This is a genomic window from Jatrophihabitans sp., from assembly GCF_035474675.1.
Classification (GTDB): Bacteria; Actinomycetota; Actinomycetes; order Mycobacteriales; family Jatrophihabitantaceae; genus Jatrophihabitans_A.
The window spans coordinates 38401-55390 of record NZ_DATINC010000162.1; the positions used below are offsets into that span (position 1 = coordinate 38401).

Here is a 16990-nt window from a genome sequence, read left to right on the forward strand (position 1 = left end):
GTTACCTTCGGAATTCAGGCCAATCGCAGCGTCGCGGCCGGGCCGGTCTGCAGCGGGGCCGGGCCGATACGCTGCGGAAGCTCTCCTGAGTACACCGTCTCGGCGGCGATGTCGCGCAGCTTGCGGTGCTCGCGCTGGGAGGTTACCCGCAGCAGGTCGAAGGCGGCGTGGTCGGTCAGCCCGTACCGCGCCATCAAGATGCCGATCGCCATGCCGATCTCGCGGTTGCTCTGCAGCGCGGTCTCGAGGTTCTCGGCCCGTTCGCGGTCGCTCACCTTGGCCAGCGCGATCGCGGCGTGGTCGGCGTAGACGTCGGCGAACCGGCAGATGGCGTCGGTGAAGAAGTGCGGCTGATCGGAGTACAGCAGCATCGCCCCGCGCACCAGGTTGTCCACGCTCAGGCAGTAGCCCAGCACGGACCGCAGGTTGGTCTCGGCGCGCAACCGGGCGGTGTACTGCGGCCACCGGGTCTCGGTGTGCACGTCCGGCAGGTGCACCGTCGCGCGGTCGCGCAACGCCTGCCAGGCCACCCCTTCGCCGGTGTGGGTGGAGATGGCTGCCACCGTCGCGAGCAGGGCCTGGTCGGTGGCACAGTTGTAGATCAGGGCGCCCTGCGCGGAGAGCTGGGCGATCGAGGCGAAGGAGCAGCCGGTCGCCCCGGTGATGAGCTCGAGGATGCGGTGGGCGGTGGAGTCCTGGTCGGGTTGTTCGGCCAGATCGCGGGCAAGCGCGGCGAACCAGCGCGCGCTGTCCAGGTCGGAGAGATCACTCATGCGTGGTACCTACTCACGCTCATGGCCGTGCCGGCTCGTTTCTCGACCCGCACGGCGTAGCGCCAATGTAACGGAGAGCCGGCCGAGAACCTAGCCAACCAGGCCCGGGCTGCACAAGAAATACAGCACGCTGGAAGACCACCGCCGATCCGATAACGCTGGGTAGCTGACTTGTGCGTTCCTGGGTAACAGGTGCCGTTCGAGCCCGGCTGGGGATACCCTCCGTTGCAAGGCGACGAATCTTCACCCGATCGTCGACCCCTCGGCCCGGGGACCCTGCACAGCCCCTGCACCTCCCCGCCGACAGGTGGCAGCTGACAGCCAGCTGGCCGCTGTACCAGCACGGGAGCCAGAGATGACCCAACCTTCCAGCAGCAGCAGTACCGTTGCCAGCACCGCCGGCTCCGAGCCCGGCTTCATCCCCACCCGGCTGCACACCGACCAGGGCCGGATCAGCGTGGCGCAGAGCGTCGTGCAGAAGATTGCCGGAATGGCCTGCCGCGAGATCAGCGGCGTGCACCGGATGGGCACCAGCACCGGCCGTGCCTTCGGCGCGCTGCGCGAGCGGATTCCCGGCAGCTCCGGGCCCAATGTCGCCCAGGGCGTCGGGGTCGAGGTCGGCGAGACCCAGGCAGCCATCGACCTGGACATCGTCGTCGAGTACGGCGTGTCCATCGCCGATCTGGGCAGGAGCATCCAGCGCAACGTCAAGCAGTCGGTGGAGCGGATGACCGGGTTGGAGGTCGTCGAGGTCAACGTCAACGTCGACGACGTCTACCTGCCCACCGACGACCAGGACGCGCCGGCCCGGGTGTCATGACCGCGGCCGCTGATCCGACGCTGGTCGACGGGGTCGACATCGACGCCGTGGCGGCTGCCGTGCGCGGCTGCCCGGCGGTGGACGACCTGGACGGCGGCCTGCTCGGCGGCGCGGTGACCTACCTCCCCGGCCGCCGGGTGCCCGGCATCCGGATCGCCGAGGGCCGCATCGAGGTGCACGTCCGGGGTGTCTGGGACCAGCCGGTCGACGTGGTCGCCGGCCAGGTCCGGCAGGCGCTGGCACCGCTGGCCGCCGGTCACGTCGTCGACGTGGTGCTGAGCGACATCGCCGAGCCCGACTGGGCGAAGCCGGAACCGGCCGATCCGGCGGTGCCGGCCGATCCGGCTGCCGGCGCCGGTTCCCCCACGGTGCTCGCGGATGGCACTGTGGAGCCATGGACGACGAGCGCCTTCGCCGAGCCCAGCGGCGCGAGTTCATCCGCGAGCACCACCCCGACCGCGGCGGAGACCCGGCCGAGTTCCTAGCCGGGCTACGCCGTTTCGACGCCGCACCGCCACAACCAGCAGGCGGCGCGGCCCGGGTGGTGATCGTCGCCGACCAGCGCTGGCCGGTCAGCGCGGTCACCTCGGCGTTGCGCAGCCTCCGGCGGCGACGCCGGTCCCGGGTCCGCTGACCGGCAGCGGCCCATCCGAACCTCCTAGAGATTGGAACACGACATGACCCGGAGCACGCTCGGCGTTCTCGTCGGCCTGGCGCTCGGCTTCGCCCTGGCATTCGGCAGCTTGGGGCAGATGCTGATCGTCGGGCTGTTCGCGCTGATCGGGTTCGTGGTGGCCAAGGTCCTCGACGGCGACCTGGACCTGAGCCAGTACGTCTCGGACCGGCGCTCCAGCCGATGACCAGGCCTGCTCCCGCCGCGGCCGAACCGGGCCGGCCGGACGCCGAGCCGGCGGACGGTGCCGCGCCGGTGGACGGTGCCGCGCCGGGCGCCGGCCGCAACGAGCTGGGCAGCATCACCGTGAGCGAGTCGGTGGTCGCCAAGCTCGCCGCGCAGGCCGCGCTGGAGATCCCGGACGCCGGCGCCGCCGCACCCCGGTTGCTCGGCCGGTCGCTGTCCGGTGCCGGGGGGCTCGGCGTCCGGTCGACCAGCCTGCACGCGCTGCCGAAGGCCTCGGCCCAGGTGGACGGCTCGCTGGCCCTGGTCCGGCTGGAGCTCAGCGTCCGGTGGCCGGCATCGGTGCCCGCCGTCACCGCCGCGGTCCGCAACCGGGTCCGCAGCCGGCTGGCGGAACTGGCCGGCCTGGAGGTGCCCGAGGTGACCATCCGGGTGACCGACCTGGTGGCCGAGCCCGTCGAGTCCACCCGCAGCCGGGTGCGCTAGCCGCGAAGGGAGGCACGATGAGACTGATCAACCGGTTGCTCGCCGCCCTGCTGAGCCTGGCCCTGATCGTGGCCGGCGTGCTGGTGGTGGTCGAGGTGGTCGCCCAGCGGCTGGGCCGCGGACCCGCGATCGTCGACTGGCCGCAGCTGCACGACTGGGTCAGGCGCACCCCGTGGCAGCAGGGCAGCGTCCGGGTCGCCAGCATCCTGCTGGTGCTGGCCGGGCTGGTGCTGCTCGCCGCCGAGCTCCGGCGCGGCCGGCCCGGCCGGCTGGCGGTCCGCTCCGAGGTGACCGACGCCGCCTACACCCGCCGCGGCGTGGCCGCCGCCATCCGGTCGGCGGTCAGCGACGTCGACGGCATCACCTCGGCGACGGTGTCGGTGAGCCGGCGCAAGGTCACCGTCGAGGCCACCACCGCCGGGCTGCAGCCCTACACCGCCGCCGGCTTGCAGGAGCCGGCCACCGCGGCCGCCCGGCAACGCCTGGACGCCCTGGAGTTGCGGGAACCGCCGGCGCTGTCGGTCACGGTCAACACCGCCACCCCGGTCAGGAGCAGCTGATGCACGCCGACCGCACCAACCGGGCGATGCTCATCCTGCTCGCCCTGCTGCTGATCGCCGCCGGCCTGTTCGGCGCGCTGGCCGGCTTCGGGACGTTCGGCTCCGCCACCCGGCACGGCCCGCTGGTGTCCGACCAGGTCAGCGACTACTTCGGCCGGCACGGCGACTGGCTGTGGCCGGTGATCGCCGCCGGGGCCGCGATCATCGCGCTGCTGTCGCTGCGCTGGCTGCGTGCGCTGCTGCTGTCCACCGACCGGACCGGTGACCTGCCGCTGACCGGCGACCGCTCGGCCGGGCGCACCACCTTGGCACCAGCCGCGCTGGCCGACGCGGTCACCGGTGAGATCAGCGGCTACCCCGGCGTCCGGACCGTCCGCGCCCGGCTGATCGGCGACCCGCTGGCTCCCACGCTGGTGATCGCCGCCACCCTGGAGGACGGTGCCGACCTGCCGGGGCTGCGCCGGCGGATCGAGGCCAACCCGGTCCGGCACGCCCGGCAGGCACTCGACGATCCCGACCTGCCGGTCCGGCTGGATCTCACCGTCACCGACCGGCAGGGCCAACGGGTCTCCTGACCTCCCCGGTCGGCAACGGAAGGATCAGGCGGGGCTGCCCATCACGCGCAGGGTCTTGATGAGATCGCCCTCGAATTCGAAGTGATTCGTGTTGAAGGGCATGACCACCCGGGTGCCGTCGGGACCGACAATGGTCATCCGCTGCTCGGTGACCGCGCGATTGTCCTCGATCACGACCGCGAAGATCTCGGGCTCGATGTGGGGGAAGTCCTGGAAGAGCTTGGCGTAGAAGCCGCGGATGGCCTCCTTGCCGTTGAAGGGCTCCGGCGCGACCACGAAGGTGGCGAAGGCGTCGTCGGTGAACATCGCGACGACTTCCTCCAGCCGGTTGCTGTGCGCATACTCGAAGTACTTGTCGACCAGCGCGGCATAGTGCTTCCGGCTGTGGTTGCCGTGCGCCCCTGCTTCCTGGCTGTCTTCAACGGTGCGAACGTTGTCCTGAGACATGATCACTCCTCTACTGCGGACGGATGGGGATCGTAGCGAATCGGTGCGGGGATCCGCCCTCGCGCGCCGTTCCTGTGATTGGCGTTCGGGCGCCGGATCGGATAGGCAGGAGGGGAGGCACTCCGGGCCTTGAACCAGCAGGGACAGCGTTGAGCAGCCAGCGTCTCGGGGTGCCCTCGCCCCGGCTGCGCCTCCCGAGCGGTGGGTATCGAGCCGGATCCCCAGCGGCTCAACGGCTCAGCGGCTCCCGCGGCGCAGCCCGCGTATCGCCAGCAGCAGCACCGCCACCCGCGCGGCCAGCCGTAGCCGGCTGCGGCCCGCAGCGGTATGCCCGTCCGGCCGGCGAGCCGCAAGCCCGGCAGCCTCCGGCGCCGGCTCCCGAACCGGTTCGGGAGCAGCCGGTGGCTCGGGAAGCACCTGCCGGCGGTCCCTGGCCTCCCGCCGGGCCTCGTCGGAGCCGAACCCGGAATCGCCGTGCGGCCCGGCGAGCACCGAGGTGACCGTGGCGTAGGCGGTGATCCAGTTCTCCCAGCCCGCCTCGTCGTCCGGTCCGGTGGGCGCGGCCGACCTGCGACCGGGCTGGTCGAGGGCGTCGGGGTCCAAGGCATGCGGGTCCGGCGGCAGGCTGTCCAGCAGGTAGCCGCGCACCGCGTCCAGGCTCTGCCACAGCTGCTGGGCGTACCCGCAGCTCTCGTGCAGCGCCTGGTTCAGCAGCGCGGCCCGGCTGGCGTGCTCGTCGGCGGTCAGGTCGTTGCGGTCGTCCAGCAGCAGCCGATCGGGATCGAGCAGTTCCGGCTTGGGGATCTCGTGCATGACAGGACGCCTCTCAGCTCGATCTCGAGGCCCGCCGGCGCAGCAGCGCCGCGGCGGTCGCCAGCAGGCCCCCGGCACCGGCGGCCAGCGCGCCGTGGTGGTGCGAGGCCCACAGCTGCGCGTCGCGCCGGTGCGCGGTGTCGTCGAAGTCGCCGTGCGCGCCGAAGTCGTGGCCGTCCGGGCCGTCGGCCGGTTCCCACAGGTTGCTCGGGGCGTCGGGCTGCTGCGGCTCTCCGGTCTGCTGGGACTTGAAACCGGTGCGCGCCAGGTAGCGGTCCAGCAGGCCCGGCGCCACCGCGTTCGCGGCCAGCGTGCCCACCGTGGACGAGCCCACCCAGTACTCGCGCCGGCCGGGGTGGTCGGCGGCATACACCACCGCGCGGGCCGCCAGTTCCGGCTGGTAGATCGGCGGCACCGGCTGGGCGTGCCGCGGCAGCCGGGACAGCACCCAGTCGAACTGCGGGGTGTTGACCGCGGGCATCTGCACCATCGTCACCCGGATGTTGCTCTTGTCGTGCAGCAGCTCACAGCGCAGCGCCTCGTGGAAGCCCTGGATCGCGTGCTTGGCGCCGCAGTAGGCGGTCTGCAGCGGAATCCCCCGGTAGGCCAAGGCAGAACCGACCTGGACGATGGTGCCGCGGTCGCGCGGGCGCATGTGCTGCAGCGCCGCCATGGTGGCGTAGACGTAGCCGAGGTAGCTGACCTCGGTCACCCGGCGGAACTCCGCCGGCTTGATCTGGGCGAAGGGCGCGAAGACCGAGGTGAAGGCGGAGTTGACCCACACGTCGACCGGGCCCGCCTCCTCCTCGATCCGGGCCGCGGCGGCGAAGACCTGGTCGCAGTCGGCGACGTCGGTGGGCACCACCAGCGCGCGGGCGCCGGCCCGTTCGACCTCCGCCGCGGCACCGGCCAGGCCCTTCTCACCGCGGGCGATCAGCGCCACGGTGCCGCCGCGGGCGGCGAACGCGACCGCGGTGGCGCGGCCGATGCCGCCGCTGGCTCCGGTGACGACGACGGTCTGGGAATTCCTCGACTGGTCCATCTTTCGAGTTTGCACCATGCAAATGTGAGTGCACAGGCCGGCCGGCTCACTGCCCCAGCAGGCTGCGCAGGGTGTCGGCATTGCGCACCGCATGGCCGGCCCCGTCGTTGTTGAAGTACACGTAGACCTCGCGGCCAGCGGCCTGCCACTCGGCGATCCGGTCGCGCCACCAGCCGAGGTCGGCGTCGGAATAGCTGCCGCCGTAGAGGTGGTCCGGGTCCGGCCCGTGCATCCGGACGTAGACGAAGTCGGCGGTGGCCCGCAGCACGCACGGCAGCTGCGCGCCGCTCATCACGCAGTAGGCCGCGCGGTGGCGTTCCAGCAGGGCGAAGACCGCCTCGTCGTGCCAGCTCGGATGCCGGAACTCCACCGCGACCCGCATCCAGTCCGGGATCCGGCCCAGGAAGTAGTCCAGCCGGGCGTCGTCGCGGGCGTGCCCGGGAGCCAGCTGCACCAGCAGCACCCCACGTCGGGCGCCGAGCTGGTGCCAGCAGGACGCCATCCGGGCGATCCAGGCCTCCGGCTCGTACAGCCGCTTGCCGTGGGTCAGGCCGCGTGCCGCCTTCACCGACAGCTGGAAACCCGCCGGCAGCCGGGCCTGCCAGCCGGCGAACGTCCGGTCAGCCGGCCACCGGTAGAAGCTGGCGTTGAGCTCGGCGGTGCGGAACCGGCGGGTGTAGAGGTCAAGGCGTGCGGCGGGCGGAGTGCCCGGCGGGTAGAGCACCCCGTCCCAGTGCGGGTAGCTCCATCCGGAGGTACCGATCTGCACGCCCACCCGAACTCCCGACCTCGCTCGCCGCCGCTGCCCGTCGATTCTTCCCTGCGACCGCACCGATCCCCACGCTGCGTCTGCCGGGCTTCGGCTCCCGCCTCGCTGCGTCTGCCAGGCTTCGGCTCCGGCCTCGCCTGCGTCTGCCGGGCTTCGGCTCCCGCCTCGCCTGTAACCTGAATTCCATGGATCGCGAGCCGCAGCCGCTGCTGGACCACGCGGTCTTCTCCCCCACCGACCTGCACGTCGACCTCGCCTCGGGCGAGGTGGCGCTGGGCTACCGGCTGTCCGGCGGCAGCACGTCCGAGATCAGCTTCACCGAACGCCTGCGCTTCCCGCTGCCGGCGCGCGAGCCGGACGAGCAGCGGCGCCAGGCGTTCGGAGCGGTGCTGCGGCTGCTGCACGCGGTCGCCGGGGTCAGCTACTTCAAGGCCGCCGCGCCGCCGGTGGTCGATCTCGGCAGCACCCGGTTCACCGCCGCGGAGCTGGCCTACCTGGAGGCGGTCTACCGGCACGGCCTGCGCGAGTTCGCCTACACCAACGACCTGCCCGCCGTGCTGCACACCCGGTTCGCCGCCGGCTCCGGGCACCCGCTGACCGAACCGGACGCGGCCGCCGGCGCCGGCGCGTGGTACTCGGTCACCGACCGGCCGCTGGTGCCGTGCGGCGGTGGCAAGGACTCCATCGTCAGCACCGAGGCGATGATCTCCTCCGGCCGCAACCCGATCGCCTTCGCGGTCAACCCCAACCACATCATCGAGGGTGTGGTGGCAGCGTCCGGGCTGGAGCTGCTCGCGGTGCGCCGCACGCTGGACCGGCAGCTGTTCGAGCTGAACCGGCAGGGCGCCTACAACGGCCACGTGCCGGTGACGGCGGTCAACTCGCTGCTCGCGGTGGCCACCAGCATCCTGCACGGCCTGGGCCCGGTGGTGATGTCGAACGAGTCCTCGGCCTCGGCGCCGAACCTGTACTGGCAGGGCGAGCCGGTCAACCACCAGTGGTCCAAGAGCGCGGACGCCGAGCAGGCCCTGCAGGCGGCACTGGCCAGCCGGCTCGGCGTGTCCGGGCTGTACTTCTCGCTGCTGCGCCACCTGAACGAGATGCAGATCGCCCGGCTGTTCGCCGGCACCACCGGCTACGACGGCGTGCTGACCAGTTGCAACAACGCCTACACCATCGACCGGCCGGCCACCCTGCGCTGGTGCGGCGACTGCCCCAAGTGCCGGTTCGTGTTCCTGGCGCTGGCCCCGTTCGCCGGCGTGCAGCGGATGGTGGGCATCTTCGGCGCCAACCTGCTGGCCGACGAGAGCCAGCTGCCCGGCTACCGGGTGCTGCTCGGCATCGGCGGGTACAAGCCGTTCGAATGCGTCGGTGAGATATCGGAATCCCAGGCCGCGGTGGCCCGGCTGGCCGAGCTGCCGGCCTGGCGGGATGCCGTGGTGATCCAGCGGCTGCTGCCCGACCTGGACCGCGCCGCCACCCCGGCCTGGTCCGACGTGCTGGACCGGCACGCCGCCGGCTACGCCCCGGACGACTTCGTCGCGGCGATGGAGAGCCTCGCCGGTGCCGCGGTCAGCCGGTAGCACCGCCGCCGGCAGGCGCGGTGGCAGCGATGGCTTCGGCGAACACCCGCGAGCGGTGCTCGAAGTTGTCGAACCGGCCGTAGCTCGGCGCCGCCGGTGACAGCAGCACCACCCCGCCCGGCGGGGTGTGCCGGCGGGCCAGCCGGACCGCGGCGGTCAGGTCGGAGGCGCTGAGCCGCAGCACGGCGGGCAGGTCCGCGACGGCCTGCAGGATCCGCTCGCCGCTGTCCGGGATCCCGATCAGGGTGGCCGAAATCCCTGTCGCGGCAAGGTAATCCCGCAACGGGCGGTAGTCCAGGCCGCGGTCCTGGCCGCCGACGATCACGGTGAGCGGGCGGTGGGCGTAGGCCTCGATGGCGTGGATCGCCGACTCCGGAATGGTGGAGATCGAGTCGTCGACGAAGGTGAGCCCGGACGGATCGGGGATCGGGGTGAGCCGGTGCTCCAGCGGCCGGATGCCGGCCAGCCCCTCGGCCAGTGCGTCGCGCTGGCCGAGGCAGTCCACCCCCACCGCCTGCAACGCCCCCAGCGCCACGCACAGGTTGCTCGCGTTGTGCCGCCCGACCAGGCCGAGCGCGGTGCGCGGGAACAGCGGCTCGGCGCCGAGGTAGAACCACGGCTCGCCCGCTGATCCGGCGGCCACGTGGAAGCTGTCCGCACTCCCGACCGGCACCCGGGGCAGGTCCGGGCCGAAGGCTGCCAGCTCGGCGGTCAGCCGCGGGTCGCCGGCGTTGAACACCACCCGTTCCGGGCCGTGCGCGACCAGGTTCAGCTTGTCCCGGTAGTACTCCCGCTCGCCGCCGCTCCAGTCCAGGTGCTCGGGATAGAGCGAGGTGAGCACCGCGGTGCGGGGCGAGTCGTCCAGGTCGGCGCACTGGTACATCGACAGTTCCAGGACGTAGAGCTCGGCCTCGGGCAGCGCCAGCGCCGCGGTGCCGATGTTGCCGCCGAGCACGTTGGGCCGGCCGACCGCCGCCAGCAGCCGCGAGATCAGCGTCGAGGTGGTGCTCTTGCCCTTGCTGCCGGTCACCCCGATGGTGCGCGCGGCATGCTCGGGCATCCACAGCGCGGTTCCGCCGGTGATCCGGACGCCGGCCGCCCGGGCCCCGGCCAGCCACGGATGGGTCTGGGCCACGCCGGGCGAGCGCACCAGCACCTCGGCAGCCAGGATGGCGGCTTGGGCGTCCGCGCCGGTGACCAGCGGCACCGAGCCCGCCAGCTCGGCCCAGTTGCCGGCCGGCGCGGCCGGGCCGTCCTGCACTGCGAGGAGTTCCGCCGGTGCCAGCGGGGCGATCGCCCGGAGCGCGGCGACCGCCTCCCGGCCGGTCCCCCACACCACGACCCGGCGGCCAGCCAGTTCGGTCAGCTTCACCCGGGTCCCGCTCCCTCGCTCGCCGTACTCCCAGCCCGCCGTACAGTAGCCCAGCCGGCAGCGCGGGCGGTGCGGCGGATCAGCTGACGGCTGCGCCTGAGCCGGCGGTCGCGGACCGGCCGGCGGTCGGGTCGAAGCGCCGCAGCCGGAGGCTGTTGCTGACCACGAACGCCGAGCTGGCGGCCATCGCGGCACCGGCCAGCAGCGGGTTGAGCAGCCCGAAGGCGGCCAGCGGCAGCGCGGCGACGTTGTAGGCGAAGGCCCAGAACAGGTTGGCCCGGATGGTCGCCAGGGTGGCGCGGGACAGCCGGATGGCGTCGGCCGTGCCGCGCAGGTCGCCCCGTACCAGAGTCAGGTCCGAGGCCTGGATGGCGGCGTCGGTGCCGGTGCCCAGGGCGATGCCGAGGTCCGCGGTGGCCAGCGCCGCGGCGTCGTTGATGCCGTCGCCCACCATCGCCACGGTCCGGCCCTGCCGCTGCAGCTGCCGCACCGCGGCGACCTTGCCGGCCGGCAGCACCTCGGCGATCACCTCGCCGATGCCGACCTCGGCGGCGACCGCTTCGGCGGCCCGCCGGTGGTCGCCGGTCAGCAGCACCGGGGTGAGCCCCAGCGCGCGCAGCTCGCCGACCGCGGCCGCGGACGAGGCCTTGACCGTGTCGGCGACGGCGAGGACGCCCTGCAGCCGGCCGTCCCAGCCCACCCACACCACGGTCTGGCCGAAGCCCTCCGCCCGCTCGGCGGCGGCCACCAGCTCCGCGGGGGCGGCCATTCCCCAGCGTTCGGCGAGCCACTGCCGGCGCCCGGCCACCACGGCGTGGCCGGCCACCTCGCCGGACACCCCAAGCCCGTTCTCGGCACGGAATCCGGTGACGGCAGCCAATCCAGTGCCGGACCGTTCGGCTGAGTACTCGGCGACAGCGCGGCCGATCGGGTGCTCGGAGGCCGCCTCCAGCGCGCCGGCCAGCCGGACCAGCCGGACCGGGTCGACGCCGGGCGCCGGCTGCAGCCCCGCCACGCTCATCCGGCCGGTGGTGAGCGTGCCGGTCTTGTCCAGCACGACGGTGTCGATCCGGCGGGCCGACTCCAGCGCCGCCGGGCCGCTGACCAGGATGCCGTGCTGGGCGCCGCGGCCGGTGCCGACCAGCAGCGCCGTCGGGGTGGCTAGGCCCAGCGCGCACGGGCAGGCGATGATCAGCACGGCGACGGCCGCGGTGAACGCCTCGGCAGTGCTGCCGCCGGTGACCAGCCAGGCCAGCCAGGTCAGCACCGCCAGCCCCAGCACGACCGGCACGAACACCGCCGAGACCCGGTCGGCCAGCCGTTGCACCTCGGCCTTGCCGCTCTGCGCCTGGGTGACCAGCCGGGCGATCTGGGCCAGCTGGGTGTCCGAGCCGACCCGGCCGGCCCGGACCACCAACCGGCCGCTGGCATTGACCGTCGCGCCCGCCACCGCACTGCCCGGCCCGACCTCCACCGGTACCGATTCCCCCGTCAGCATCGAGGCATCCACCGCCGAGCTGCCCTCGACCACGGTCCCGTCGGTGGCGATCTTCTCACCCGGCCGCACCACGAACAGGTCCCCGACCGCCAGCTGGTCGATCGGTACCCGGCGTTCGGTGCCGGCGCCGGGCGAGAGCACCGCGACCTCGCGGGCGCCGAGCTCGGCCAGCGCCCGCAACGCCGCACCGGAGCGGTGCTTGGCGCGGGCCTCGAAGTAGCGTCCGGCGAGCAGGAAGACGGTGACCACCGAGGCGACCTCGAAGTAGACGGCCTCGTCGCCGGAGCCCGCGGCGAGCAGGCTGAACTCCATTCGCATGCCGGGCTCGCCGGCGCCGCCGAACACCAGCGCCCACAGCGACCACAGGTAGGCGGCAGCGACGCCGAGCGAGATCAGGGTGTCCATGGTGGCCGCCCGGTGCCGGGCGTTGACCAGCGCGGCCCGGTGGAACGGCCAGGCGCCCCACACCGCGACCGGGGTGGCCAGCACCAGCGAGACCCACTGCCAGTACCGGAACTCCCATGGGCCGATCATGGCCAGCGCGAGCACCGGAACGGCCAGCGCGGCCGAGACCAGCAACCGCGACCGGCCGGTGCCGGGGTCCGGTTCGGCGTCCGGCCGCCCGGCCGGCAGCGTCGCGGTGTAGCCGGTCGCCTCGACCACGGCGATCAGGTCGGCTTCGGTGGTGCCGTCCGGCATCCGCACGCTGGCGGTCTCGGTCGCGTAGTTGACGCTGGCCGTGACGCCGGCCAGCTTGTTCAGCTTCTTCTCCACCCGCGCCGCGCAGGAGGCACAGGTCATCCCGCCGATCCGCAGCTCGACGTTGCGGCCGGTGGTGGGCGGGGGTGCGATGGTCACGCCGGGAACTCCAGGGCTGGTTACGGCCGGAAGGGTCTCTCGCCCGTCAGGCGGCAGAGCCGGCCGGGACGAGGTGGTAGCCGCCGGCCTCGTCCAGGGCGGCACTCACCTGTTCCGGCCGGAGCGGCTCGGCGCTGGTCACGGTGACTAGCGAGATCCCGGCCGGGTCCAGGTCCACCGCGACGTCGGACACCCCGTCGAGGTTCTTGAGTTCCTCGCTCACCGCGGAAACGCAGTGGCCGCAGGTCATGCCGGTCACCCGGTAGCTGGAGCTGGTCATCGTCTTCTTCCTCGTTCTCGGGCATACGGGGTGGAAAGCAGGGTCAGGAACGCACCAGCCGGGCGATGGCGGCCGAGGCTTCCTTCACCTTGTCCTCGGCGTCCTGGCCGCCGGCCTGGATGGCGCCGGCGACGCAGTGGCCCAGATGCTCCTCCAGCAGCGAGAGCGCCACCGCCTCCAGCGCCTTGGTCGCCGCCGAGACCTGGGTGAGCACGTCGATGCAGTAGGTGTCGGCCTCGACCATGCGCTGCAGGCCGCGGACCTGGCCCTCGATGCGGCGCAACCGCTTGAGGTGGGCTTCCTTGGTGCCGGAGTACCCGCGCGCTACCGGCTCAACCGAATTGGTCACCCGAGTCGTCCTTCCCTGGAGCGCCGGACTGTCCGGCAAGCCCACAGTACCCCCTACCGGTATCAGGTACCAACCGGGGAACACGGCACCAGCCGCGCCGGCCCTGAGTAAAACCTGTGCCAAGCAAAGCAATTGTCGAGAAGACGCCCGGGAGCGCGCTGTCCACACTAGTCACTGGATCGCGACAGTATCTAGTCGCAGACCATCACCGGTAACGAGGCCGGAGCTTCCACATTCAGGTTCGACCGTTCGCAGGAAGAGCCTTCCGCCCGAGTCTAGGAGGACTGCACCATGGGCAACGCGACTTCTCTGATCGCGATGGAGAACATGACCGGCATGAACCACTCGGTGCCGACCTGGGACACCATCGGCGCGATCCTGCTCACTGCGTGGGCGGTGGCGATGTGGGGCGCGGTGGCCGCCCTGGCCCTCGCCAACCGCGGCAGGGCCAAGCCCTGGGTCTTCAACGGGGCCGCCGCGGTGATCGGGATCGGCATCGTCGGCCAGATCGGTCACCTGCAGGAGCACATCGCCCAGGCCGGGTACTGGATCCAGCACCCCAATGCCAAGGCCTGGATGACCCCGTGGGGCACCGGGCTGGCCAAGGGTTACGGGCAGCTCGATGACTCCAAGCCGACGCTGGGCATGGAGATCCTGCACCTGGTGGGCAACTTCATCTTCCTGGCCGGCATCGCCGGGGTGGTGCTGATCACCGCGCGGGCCCGCCGGGTCACCGCCCGCAAGTGGGGCAAGATGGGTGTCTGGATGCAGGGCATCCACGGCCTGGAGCACATCGCGCTGACCCTGTCGGTGGCGCTCGGTGCCAAGAAGGCGATCGGGCTGTCCACCTGGTTCGGCACCCTGGACGCCGGGGCCGGTGCGGCCACCTACCGGATCTGGTGGCACACCATCGCCAACCTGATCGGCTCGTACATCTTCGCGATGGCCGTGTACCACCTGTGGCGGGAGCGGGCGACGGTGCGCGCCTCGTTCGAGGTCGGCGCGGTCGAGTCGGAGGGCGATCAGGAGCCGGTGCGGATCGGGCTGAACCGGCCGGTGGCCGACCCGGCGGGTGCCCGGTAACCAGCAGCAAGAACAGATCCGGCGCGGCCGCCTCGTGCAGAGGTGGCCGCGCCGGACTCTTTTTCGGAGGTGCGGCCCGTCAGCCGCGCCGGCGCAGCCGGCCGAGGAGCTGGCGCAGGCCGGCGAACCGGGACGGCCGCATCGCCTTGAGCTCGGCCTCGTTCTCGGCACTGTGCAGCCGGCGGTGGTCACGCGCCTGGCGCTTGGCGTCGGCCATGCCGGCGGCCTGCGCGGCACCGGTCACCGGAGGCGGAACGAACCCGCCACTGCCCATATCGCTCATGATCGCGTCCTTCCCCGCGCGAGTCGCAGGTCGATGCGGCCTGCGATCAGGAAGATCAGCGTACGGCGACACGGGTCATTCCGGGCCTTTATCGGACACTACGCGACAATCGCGATTCCGACTCCCGGCTCAGGACGGTACCGGGGCGGGCTGGCACAGCTCGGCGGCGACCACCCAGTCCGCTTCCAGCTCGGCGTCGCGCTGCTCGGTCAGGCCACCCAGCAGGGTGCCGTCGATCCCGCCGATCTCGGCGATCCGGTTGCGCAGGATGCGGGCCGTGACCAGTGCGGCCTTGGTGCCCCGGGCGGTCACCGGGTCCAGGTGGTAGCCGGCGTCGCCGACCAGGCACCAGCCCGGCCCGCTCATCGGGCGGCGCTGCATCCGCAGCTTGCCGGCGCCGCCCAGCTTGCTGAGCTGCCGTCCGGCCTTCAGCGCGGGGCCGAGGTGCGGGTCCTCGGCGAGGATCCGGTGGTACAGCTGCGCCGGGTGACCGCCCGATTCGTCGATCAGGCGCTGGTGCATGTCGGTGGACACGCACCACTGGCGCGGGCCGCACGGTGTCGAGATGGCCAGGCTGCCGGGCTGGGAGTTGAAGTAGCCGCGGTCCGAGGGCAGCGGCAGGTCGGCCCAGTAGGCCAGCAGCGCGACCCAGGGTGAGGGGATCACCCGGTACGGCTCGGCGCCGAGCCGGTCGGCGTTGCGGGACAGCCGGCCGTCGGCCAGCACCAGCAGGTCGCAGCTGACCTGGTGCTCGGTGCCGTCGTGCCGCACCGTCGCACCGGTCACCCGGCCGCCCCGGCTGGTGATGTCGCCGAGCCGGGCCGGCCGCAGCACCGTGACGTTGTCGCGGCTCGCGGCGGCGGCCAGCAGCACCGAGTCCAGCACCTCGCGGGGCAGCGTCATCCGGTAGGAGTACTCGTCCTGCTGCGTATAGTCGTGCTCGACCACATCGTCGTCGACCCGCAGGGTGTGCCCGTAGGTACGGGGCGCACCGCAGGCCAGCACCGCCTCCAGCAGGCCGAGGTCGGCCCACAGCAGGTTGCCCTCCCGGTCCCAGGTGGACTGCTGCGGCCAGAAGGAGCCCGCCTGCGAGGCGTCGACCACCAGGACGCTGTCGGCGTACGGGGCCAGCGCCCAGGCGGTGACGGCGCCGGAGATCCGGCCGCCGGCCACCACGACGCTCCAGTGACCGGCGATCATGCGCTGGGCCGGTCGGGGGTCACGGTCCGGCAGCCTACCTGGCGGTGTCCCGGCGGGTGGGCGGCTCAGGCCGGCGCCGCCGCCGGCAGGCCGATCTCGACCGGCACCGGCCCGGCCGGGGCCGGCTCGGCGTCCTCCGCCGGCTGCTCGTGCCAGTTCATCGAGATGTAGACCTTGGCGATGTCCTCGCGGGCGAACCGGATGCCGGCGGAGTCGGTGATCAGCTCGCCGTACTGGCACAGCTGGTCCAGGTAGGCGGTGACCTCCGGCAGTTCCAGGGCCTCGGCCAGCGTGATCCCGGTCCGCTGCCGGAACACCTCGGCGTCGACCCCTTCCGGAGTGGTCAGCGCGAAGCCGATCAGGCTGCCCGCCTGCGCGCCGGACGACAGCGGCAGGTCGTAGTCGAACTCGGTCGGGTGGGCGATGTAGTCGCGCAGCTTGCCGGCCCGGAAGCCCTTCATCCGGCCGTCGATCACCGAGAACGCCCCGGAGCCGAAGCCGATCCAGTCCAGCTTCATCTGGTAGTAGGCCAGGTCCGCCTGGCAGATCGGGTTGCCGAAGTAGGCGAAGGTGTACTCGGGGAAGCCGTGCTCGGTGAGGATGTCGCTGGCCAGCTGGTAGGCCTCGAGCTGGTTGGCGAGGTCGGTCTTGGCGTTGGCCCGGTCCAGCCGGCGGCGCAGCACGGTGCCCTCGCTGGCCCGGTAGGCATAGACCGAGTAGTGGTTGACCGGCAGCTGGGCCGCGTGCCGCATCATCTGCTCGACCTCGTCTAAGCCCTGGTCCGGAAAGCCCACGATCAGGTCGATGTTGATGTTGTCGAAGCCGGCCTGCCGGGCCAGTTCGATGCTGGTTTCGGCCATCGACGCCGAGTGGGCCCGCCCGATCATCCGCAGCCGGTCGTCCCGGAAGGACTGGACGCCGATGCTGATCCGGTTGAAGCCGATCTCGCGCAGCAGCCGGAGCTTGTCCAGGGTGAGCGACTCGGGGCTGCTCTCGATGGTCGACTCGACGATGCCGGCCATCGGGAAGGCGTCGGCCAGCGCGCCGTAGAGGGTCTCGATCTCGGCCGGGCTGAGGATGCTCGCGGTGCCGCCGCCCCAGTACATCAGCTCGGGCCGGTACCGCTCGACCAGGGCCGGCGCCTGCTCGGCGATCTGGACCTTGAGCGCGTCCAGGTGCCCGCGCCGGCCCTCGGACTCCGGGCCCAGCCGCAGGTCGCCGATCGGGACTTTGACCACCCAGTCGCAGAAGTGGCACTTGGAGTTGCAGAACGGGGTGTTGACGTAGAGCAGCAAGGGACGCTTCGCGGTACCTGCCTCGGACATGCCCAGTTCTCCTTCTGA

At 72.3% G+C, this 16990-nt stretch carries 20 protein-coding genes; 8 read left to right on the top strand and 12 right to left on the bottom strand.

Annotated features, from left to right (window positions below; all coding sequences use genetic code 11):
• Positions 1-14 precede the first annotated feature (14 nt).
• Positions 15-773 carry an ANTAR domain-containing protein gene (locus VLJ82_RS19165; RefSeq protein ID WP_408664965.1) on the bottom strand — a complete coding sequence of 253 codons (759 nt, stop codon included), beginning with the start codon at positions 771-773 and terminating at the stop codon, positions 15-17.
• A 355-nt stretch (positions 774-1128) separates the two neighbouring features.
• Here VLJ82_RS19165 and VLJ82_RS19170 point away from each other — a divergent pair, with 355 nt between their 5' ends.
• The 6 genes from VLJ82_RS19170 (at position 1129) to amaP (ending at position 4070) form a co-directional block, all read left to right on the top strand.
• Positions 1129-1593: an Asp23/Gls24 family envelope stress response protein gene (locus tag VLJ82_RS19170; RefSeq protein ID WP_408664966.1), complete on the top strand. Its 465-nt coding sequence runs from the start codon at positions 1129-1131 to the stop codon at positions 1591-1593.
• On the top strand, positions 1590-2078 hold the full coding sequence (locus VLJ82_RS19175; protein WP_408664967.1) for a hypothetical protein: 489 nt from the start codon (positions 1590-1592) through the stop codon (positions 2076-2078). The genes VLJ82_RS19170 and VLJ82_RS19175 overlap by 4 nt, the downstream gene beginning before the upstream one ends.
• Positions 2079-2270: 192 nt before the next feature.
• Positions 2271-2453 carry a DUF2273 domain-containing protein gene (locus tag VLJ82_RS19180; RefSeq protein ID WP_408664968.1) on the top strand — a complete coding sequence of 61 codons (183 nt, stop codon included), beginning with the start codon at positions 2271-2273 and terminating at the stop codon, positions 2451-2453.
• Positions 2450-2935 (top strand): Asp23/Gls24 family envelope stress response protein, encoded by a 486-nt coding sequence (locus VLJ82_RS19185; protein WP_408664969.1) that lies wholly within the window; start codon positions 2450-2452, stop codon positions 2933-2935. The genes VLJ82_RS19180 and VLJ82_RS19185 overlap by 4 nt, the downstream gene beginning before the upstream one ends.
• Positions 2936-2952: 17 nt before the next feature.
• Positions 2953-3495: a DUF6286 domain-containing protein gene (locus tag VLJ82_RS19190; RefSeq protein ID WP_408664970.1), complete on the top strand. Its 543-nt coding sequence runs from the start codon at positions 2953-2955 to the stop codon at positions 3493-3495.
• Positions 3495-4070, top strand: a complete 576-nt coding sequence (gene amaP / locus VLJ82_RS19195; RefSeq protein ID WP_408664971.1) for an alkaline shock response membrane anchor protein AmaP — start codon at positions 3495-3497, stop codon at positions 4068-4070. Before VLJ82_RS19190 ends, amaP begins: the two co-directional genes overlap by 1 nt.
• 24 nt (positions 4071-4094) lie before the next feature.
• Here amaP and VLJ82_RS19200 read toward each other — a convergent pair whose 3' ends face one another.
• From VLJ82_RS19200 to VLJ82_RS19215, 4 genes are all read right to left on the bottom strand, one after another.
• Positions 4095-4517 (bottom strand): nuclear transport factor 2 family protein, encoded by a 423-nt coding sequence (locus tag VLJ82_RS19200; protein WP_408664972.1) that lies wholly within the window; start codon positions 4515-4517, stop codon positions 4095-4097.
• A gap of 237 nt (positions 4518-4754) precedes the next feature.
• Positions 4755-5330 (bottom strand): hypothetical protein, encoded by a 576-nt coding sequence (locus VLJ82_RS19205; RefSeq protein WP_408664973.1) that lies wholly within the window; start codon positions 5328-5330, stop codon positions 4755-4757.
• Between the two features lie 13 nt (positions 5331-5343).
• Entirely contained in the window at positions 5344-6372 is a 1029-nt protein-coding gene (locus VLJ82_RS19210; protein WP_408664974.1) for an SDR family oxidoreductase, read from the bottom strand.
• 46 nt (positions 6373-6418) lie between these two features.
• Positions 6419-7147 (bottom strand): DUF72 domain-containing protein, encoded by a 729-nt coding sequence (locus VLJ82_RS19215; RefSeq protein ID WP_408664975.1) that lies wholly within the window; start codon positions 7145-7147, stop codon positions 6419-6421.
• Positions 7148-7326: 179 nt separating this feature from the next.
• Between VLJ82_RS19215 and VLJ82_RS19220 the strand changes: the two genes are divergently transcribed.
• On the top strand, positions 7327-8724 hold the full coding sequence (locus tag VLJ82_RS19220) for a hypothetical protein (protein WP_408664976.1): 1398 nt from the start codon (positions 7327-7329) through the stop codon (positions 8722-8724).
• Here the strand turns inward: VLJ82_RS19220 and murD are convergent.
• The 4 genes from murD to VLJ82_RS19240 form a co-directional block, all read right to left on the bottom strand.
• Positions 8714-10096, bottom strand: a complete 1383-nt coding sequence (gene murD, locus VLJ82_RS19225) for a UDP-N-acetylmuramoyl-L-alanine--D-glutamate ligase (protein WP_408664977.1) — start codon at positions 10094-10096, stop codon at positions 8714-8716. The genes VLJ82_RS19220 and murD overlap by 11 nt on opposite strands.
• Positions 10097-10175: 79 nt before the next feature.
• A complete protein-coding gene (locus VLJ82_RS19230; protein WP_408665001.1) occupies positions 10176-12395 on the bottom strand; it encodes a heavy metal translocating P-type ATPase in 2220 nt (739 codons plus the stop codon).
• Between the two features lie 103 nt (positions 12396-12498).
• Positions 12499-12732 carry a heavy-metal-associated domain-containing protein gene (locus VLJ82_RS19235; RefSeq protein WP_408664978.1) on the bottom strand — a complete coding sequence of 78 codons (234 nt, stop codon included), beginning with the start codon at positions 12730-12732 and terminating at the stop codon, positions 12499-12501.
• A gap of 43 nt (positions 12733-12775) precedes the next feature.
• Positions 12776-13081 (bottom strand): metal-sensitive transcriptional regulator, encoded by a 306-nt coding sequence (locus VLJ82_RS19240; RefSeq protein ID WP_408664979.1) that lies wholly within the window; start codon positions 13079-13081, stop codon positions 12776-12778.
• A 327-nt stretch (positions 13082-13408) separates the two neighbouring features.
• On the opposite strand from VLJ82_RS19240, the gene VLJ82_RS19245 reads away from it, so the two are divergent.
• Positions 13409-14164 carry a DUF6008 family protein gene (locus tag VLJ82_RS19245; protein ID WP_408665002.1) on the top strand — a complete coding sequence of 252 codons (756 nt, stop codon included), beginning with the start codon at positions 13409-13411 and terminating at the stop codon, positions 14162-14164.
• A 79-nt stretch (positions 14165-14243) separates the two neighbouring features.
• On the opposite strand, the gene VLJ82_RS19250 is transcribed toward VLJ82_RS19245, so the two are convergent.
• The 3 genes from VLJ82_RS19250 to VLJ82_RS19260 all read right to left on the bottom strand — a co-directional run bounded on the left by VLJ82_RS19250 (position 14244) and on the right by VLJ82_RS19260 (position 16972).
• The gene (locus VLJ82_RS19250; protein ID WP_408664980.1) at positions 14244-14447 is read right to left on the bottom strand and encodes a hypothetical protein; all 204 of its coding nucleotides are present in this window, start codon (positions 14445-14447) and stop codon (positions 14244-14246) included.
• Between the two features lie 129 nt (positions 14448-14576).
• Positions 14577-15647: an FAD-dependent oxidoreductase gene (locus VLJ82_RS19255; RefSeq protein ID WP_408664981.1), complete on the bottom strand. Its 1071-nt coding sequence runs from the start codon at positions 15645-15647 to the stop codon at positions 14577-14579.
• Between the two features lie 65 nt (positions 15648-15712).
• Entirely contained in the window at positions 15713-16972 is a 1260-nt protein-coding gene (locus tag VLJ82_RS19260) for a coproporphyrinogen-III oxidase family protein (RefSeq protein ID WP_408664982.1), read from the bottom strand.
• Positions 16973-16990 lie beyond the last annotated feature (18 nt).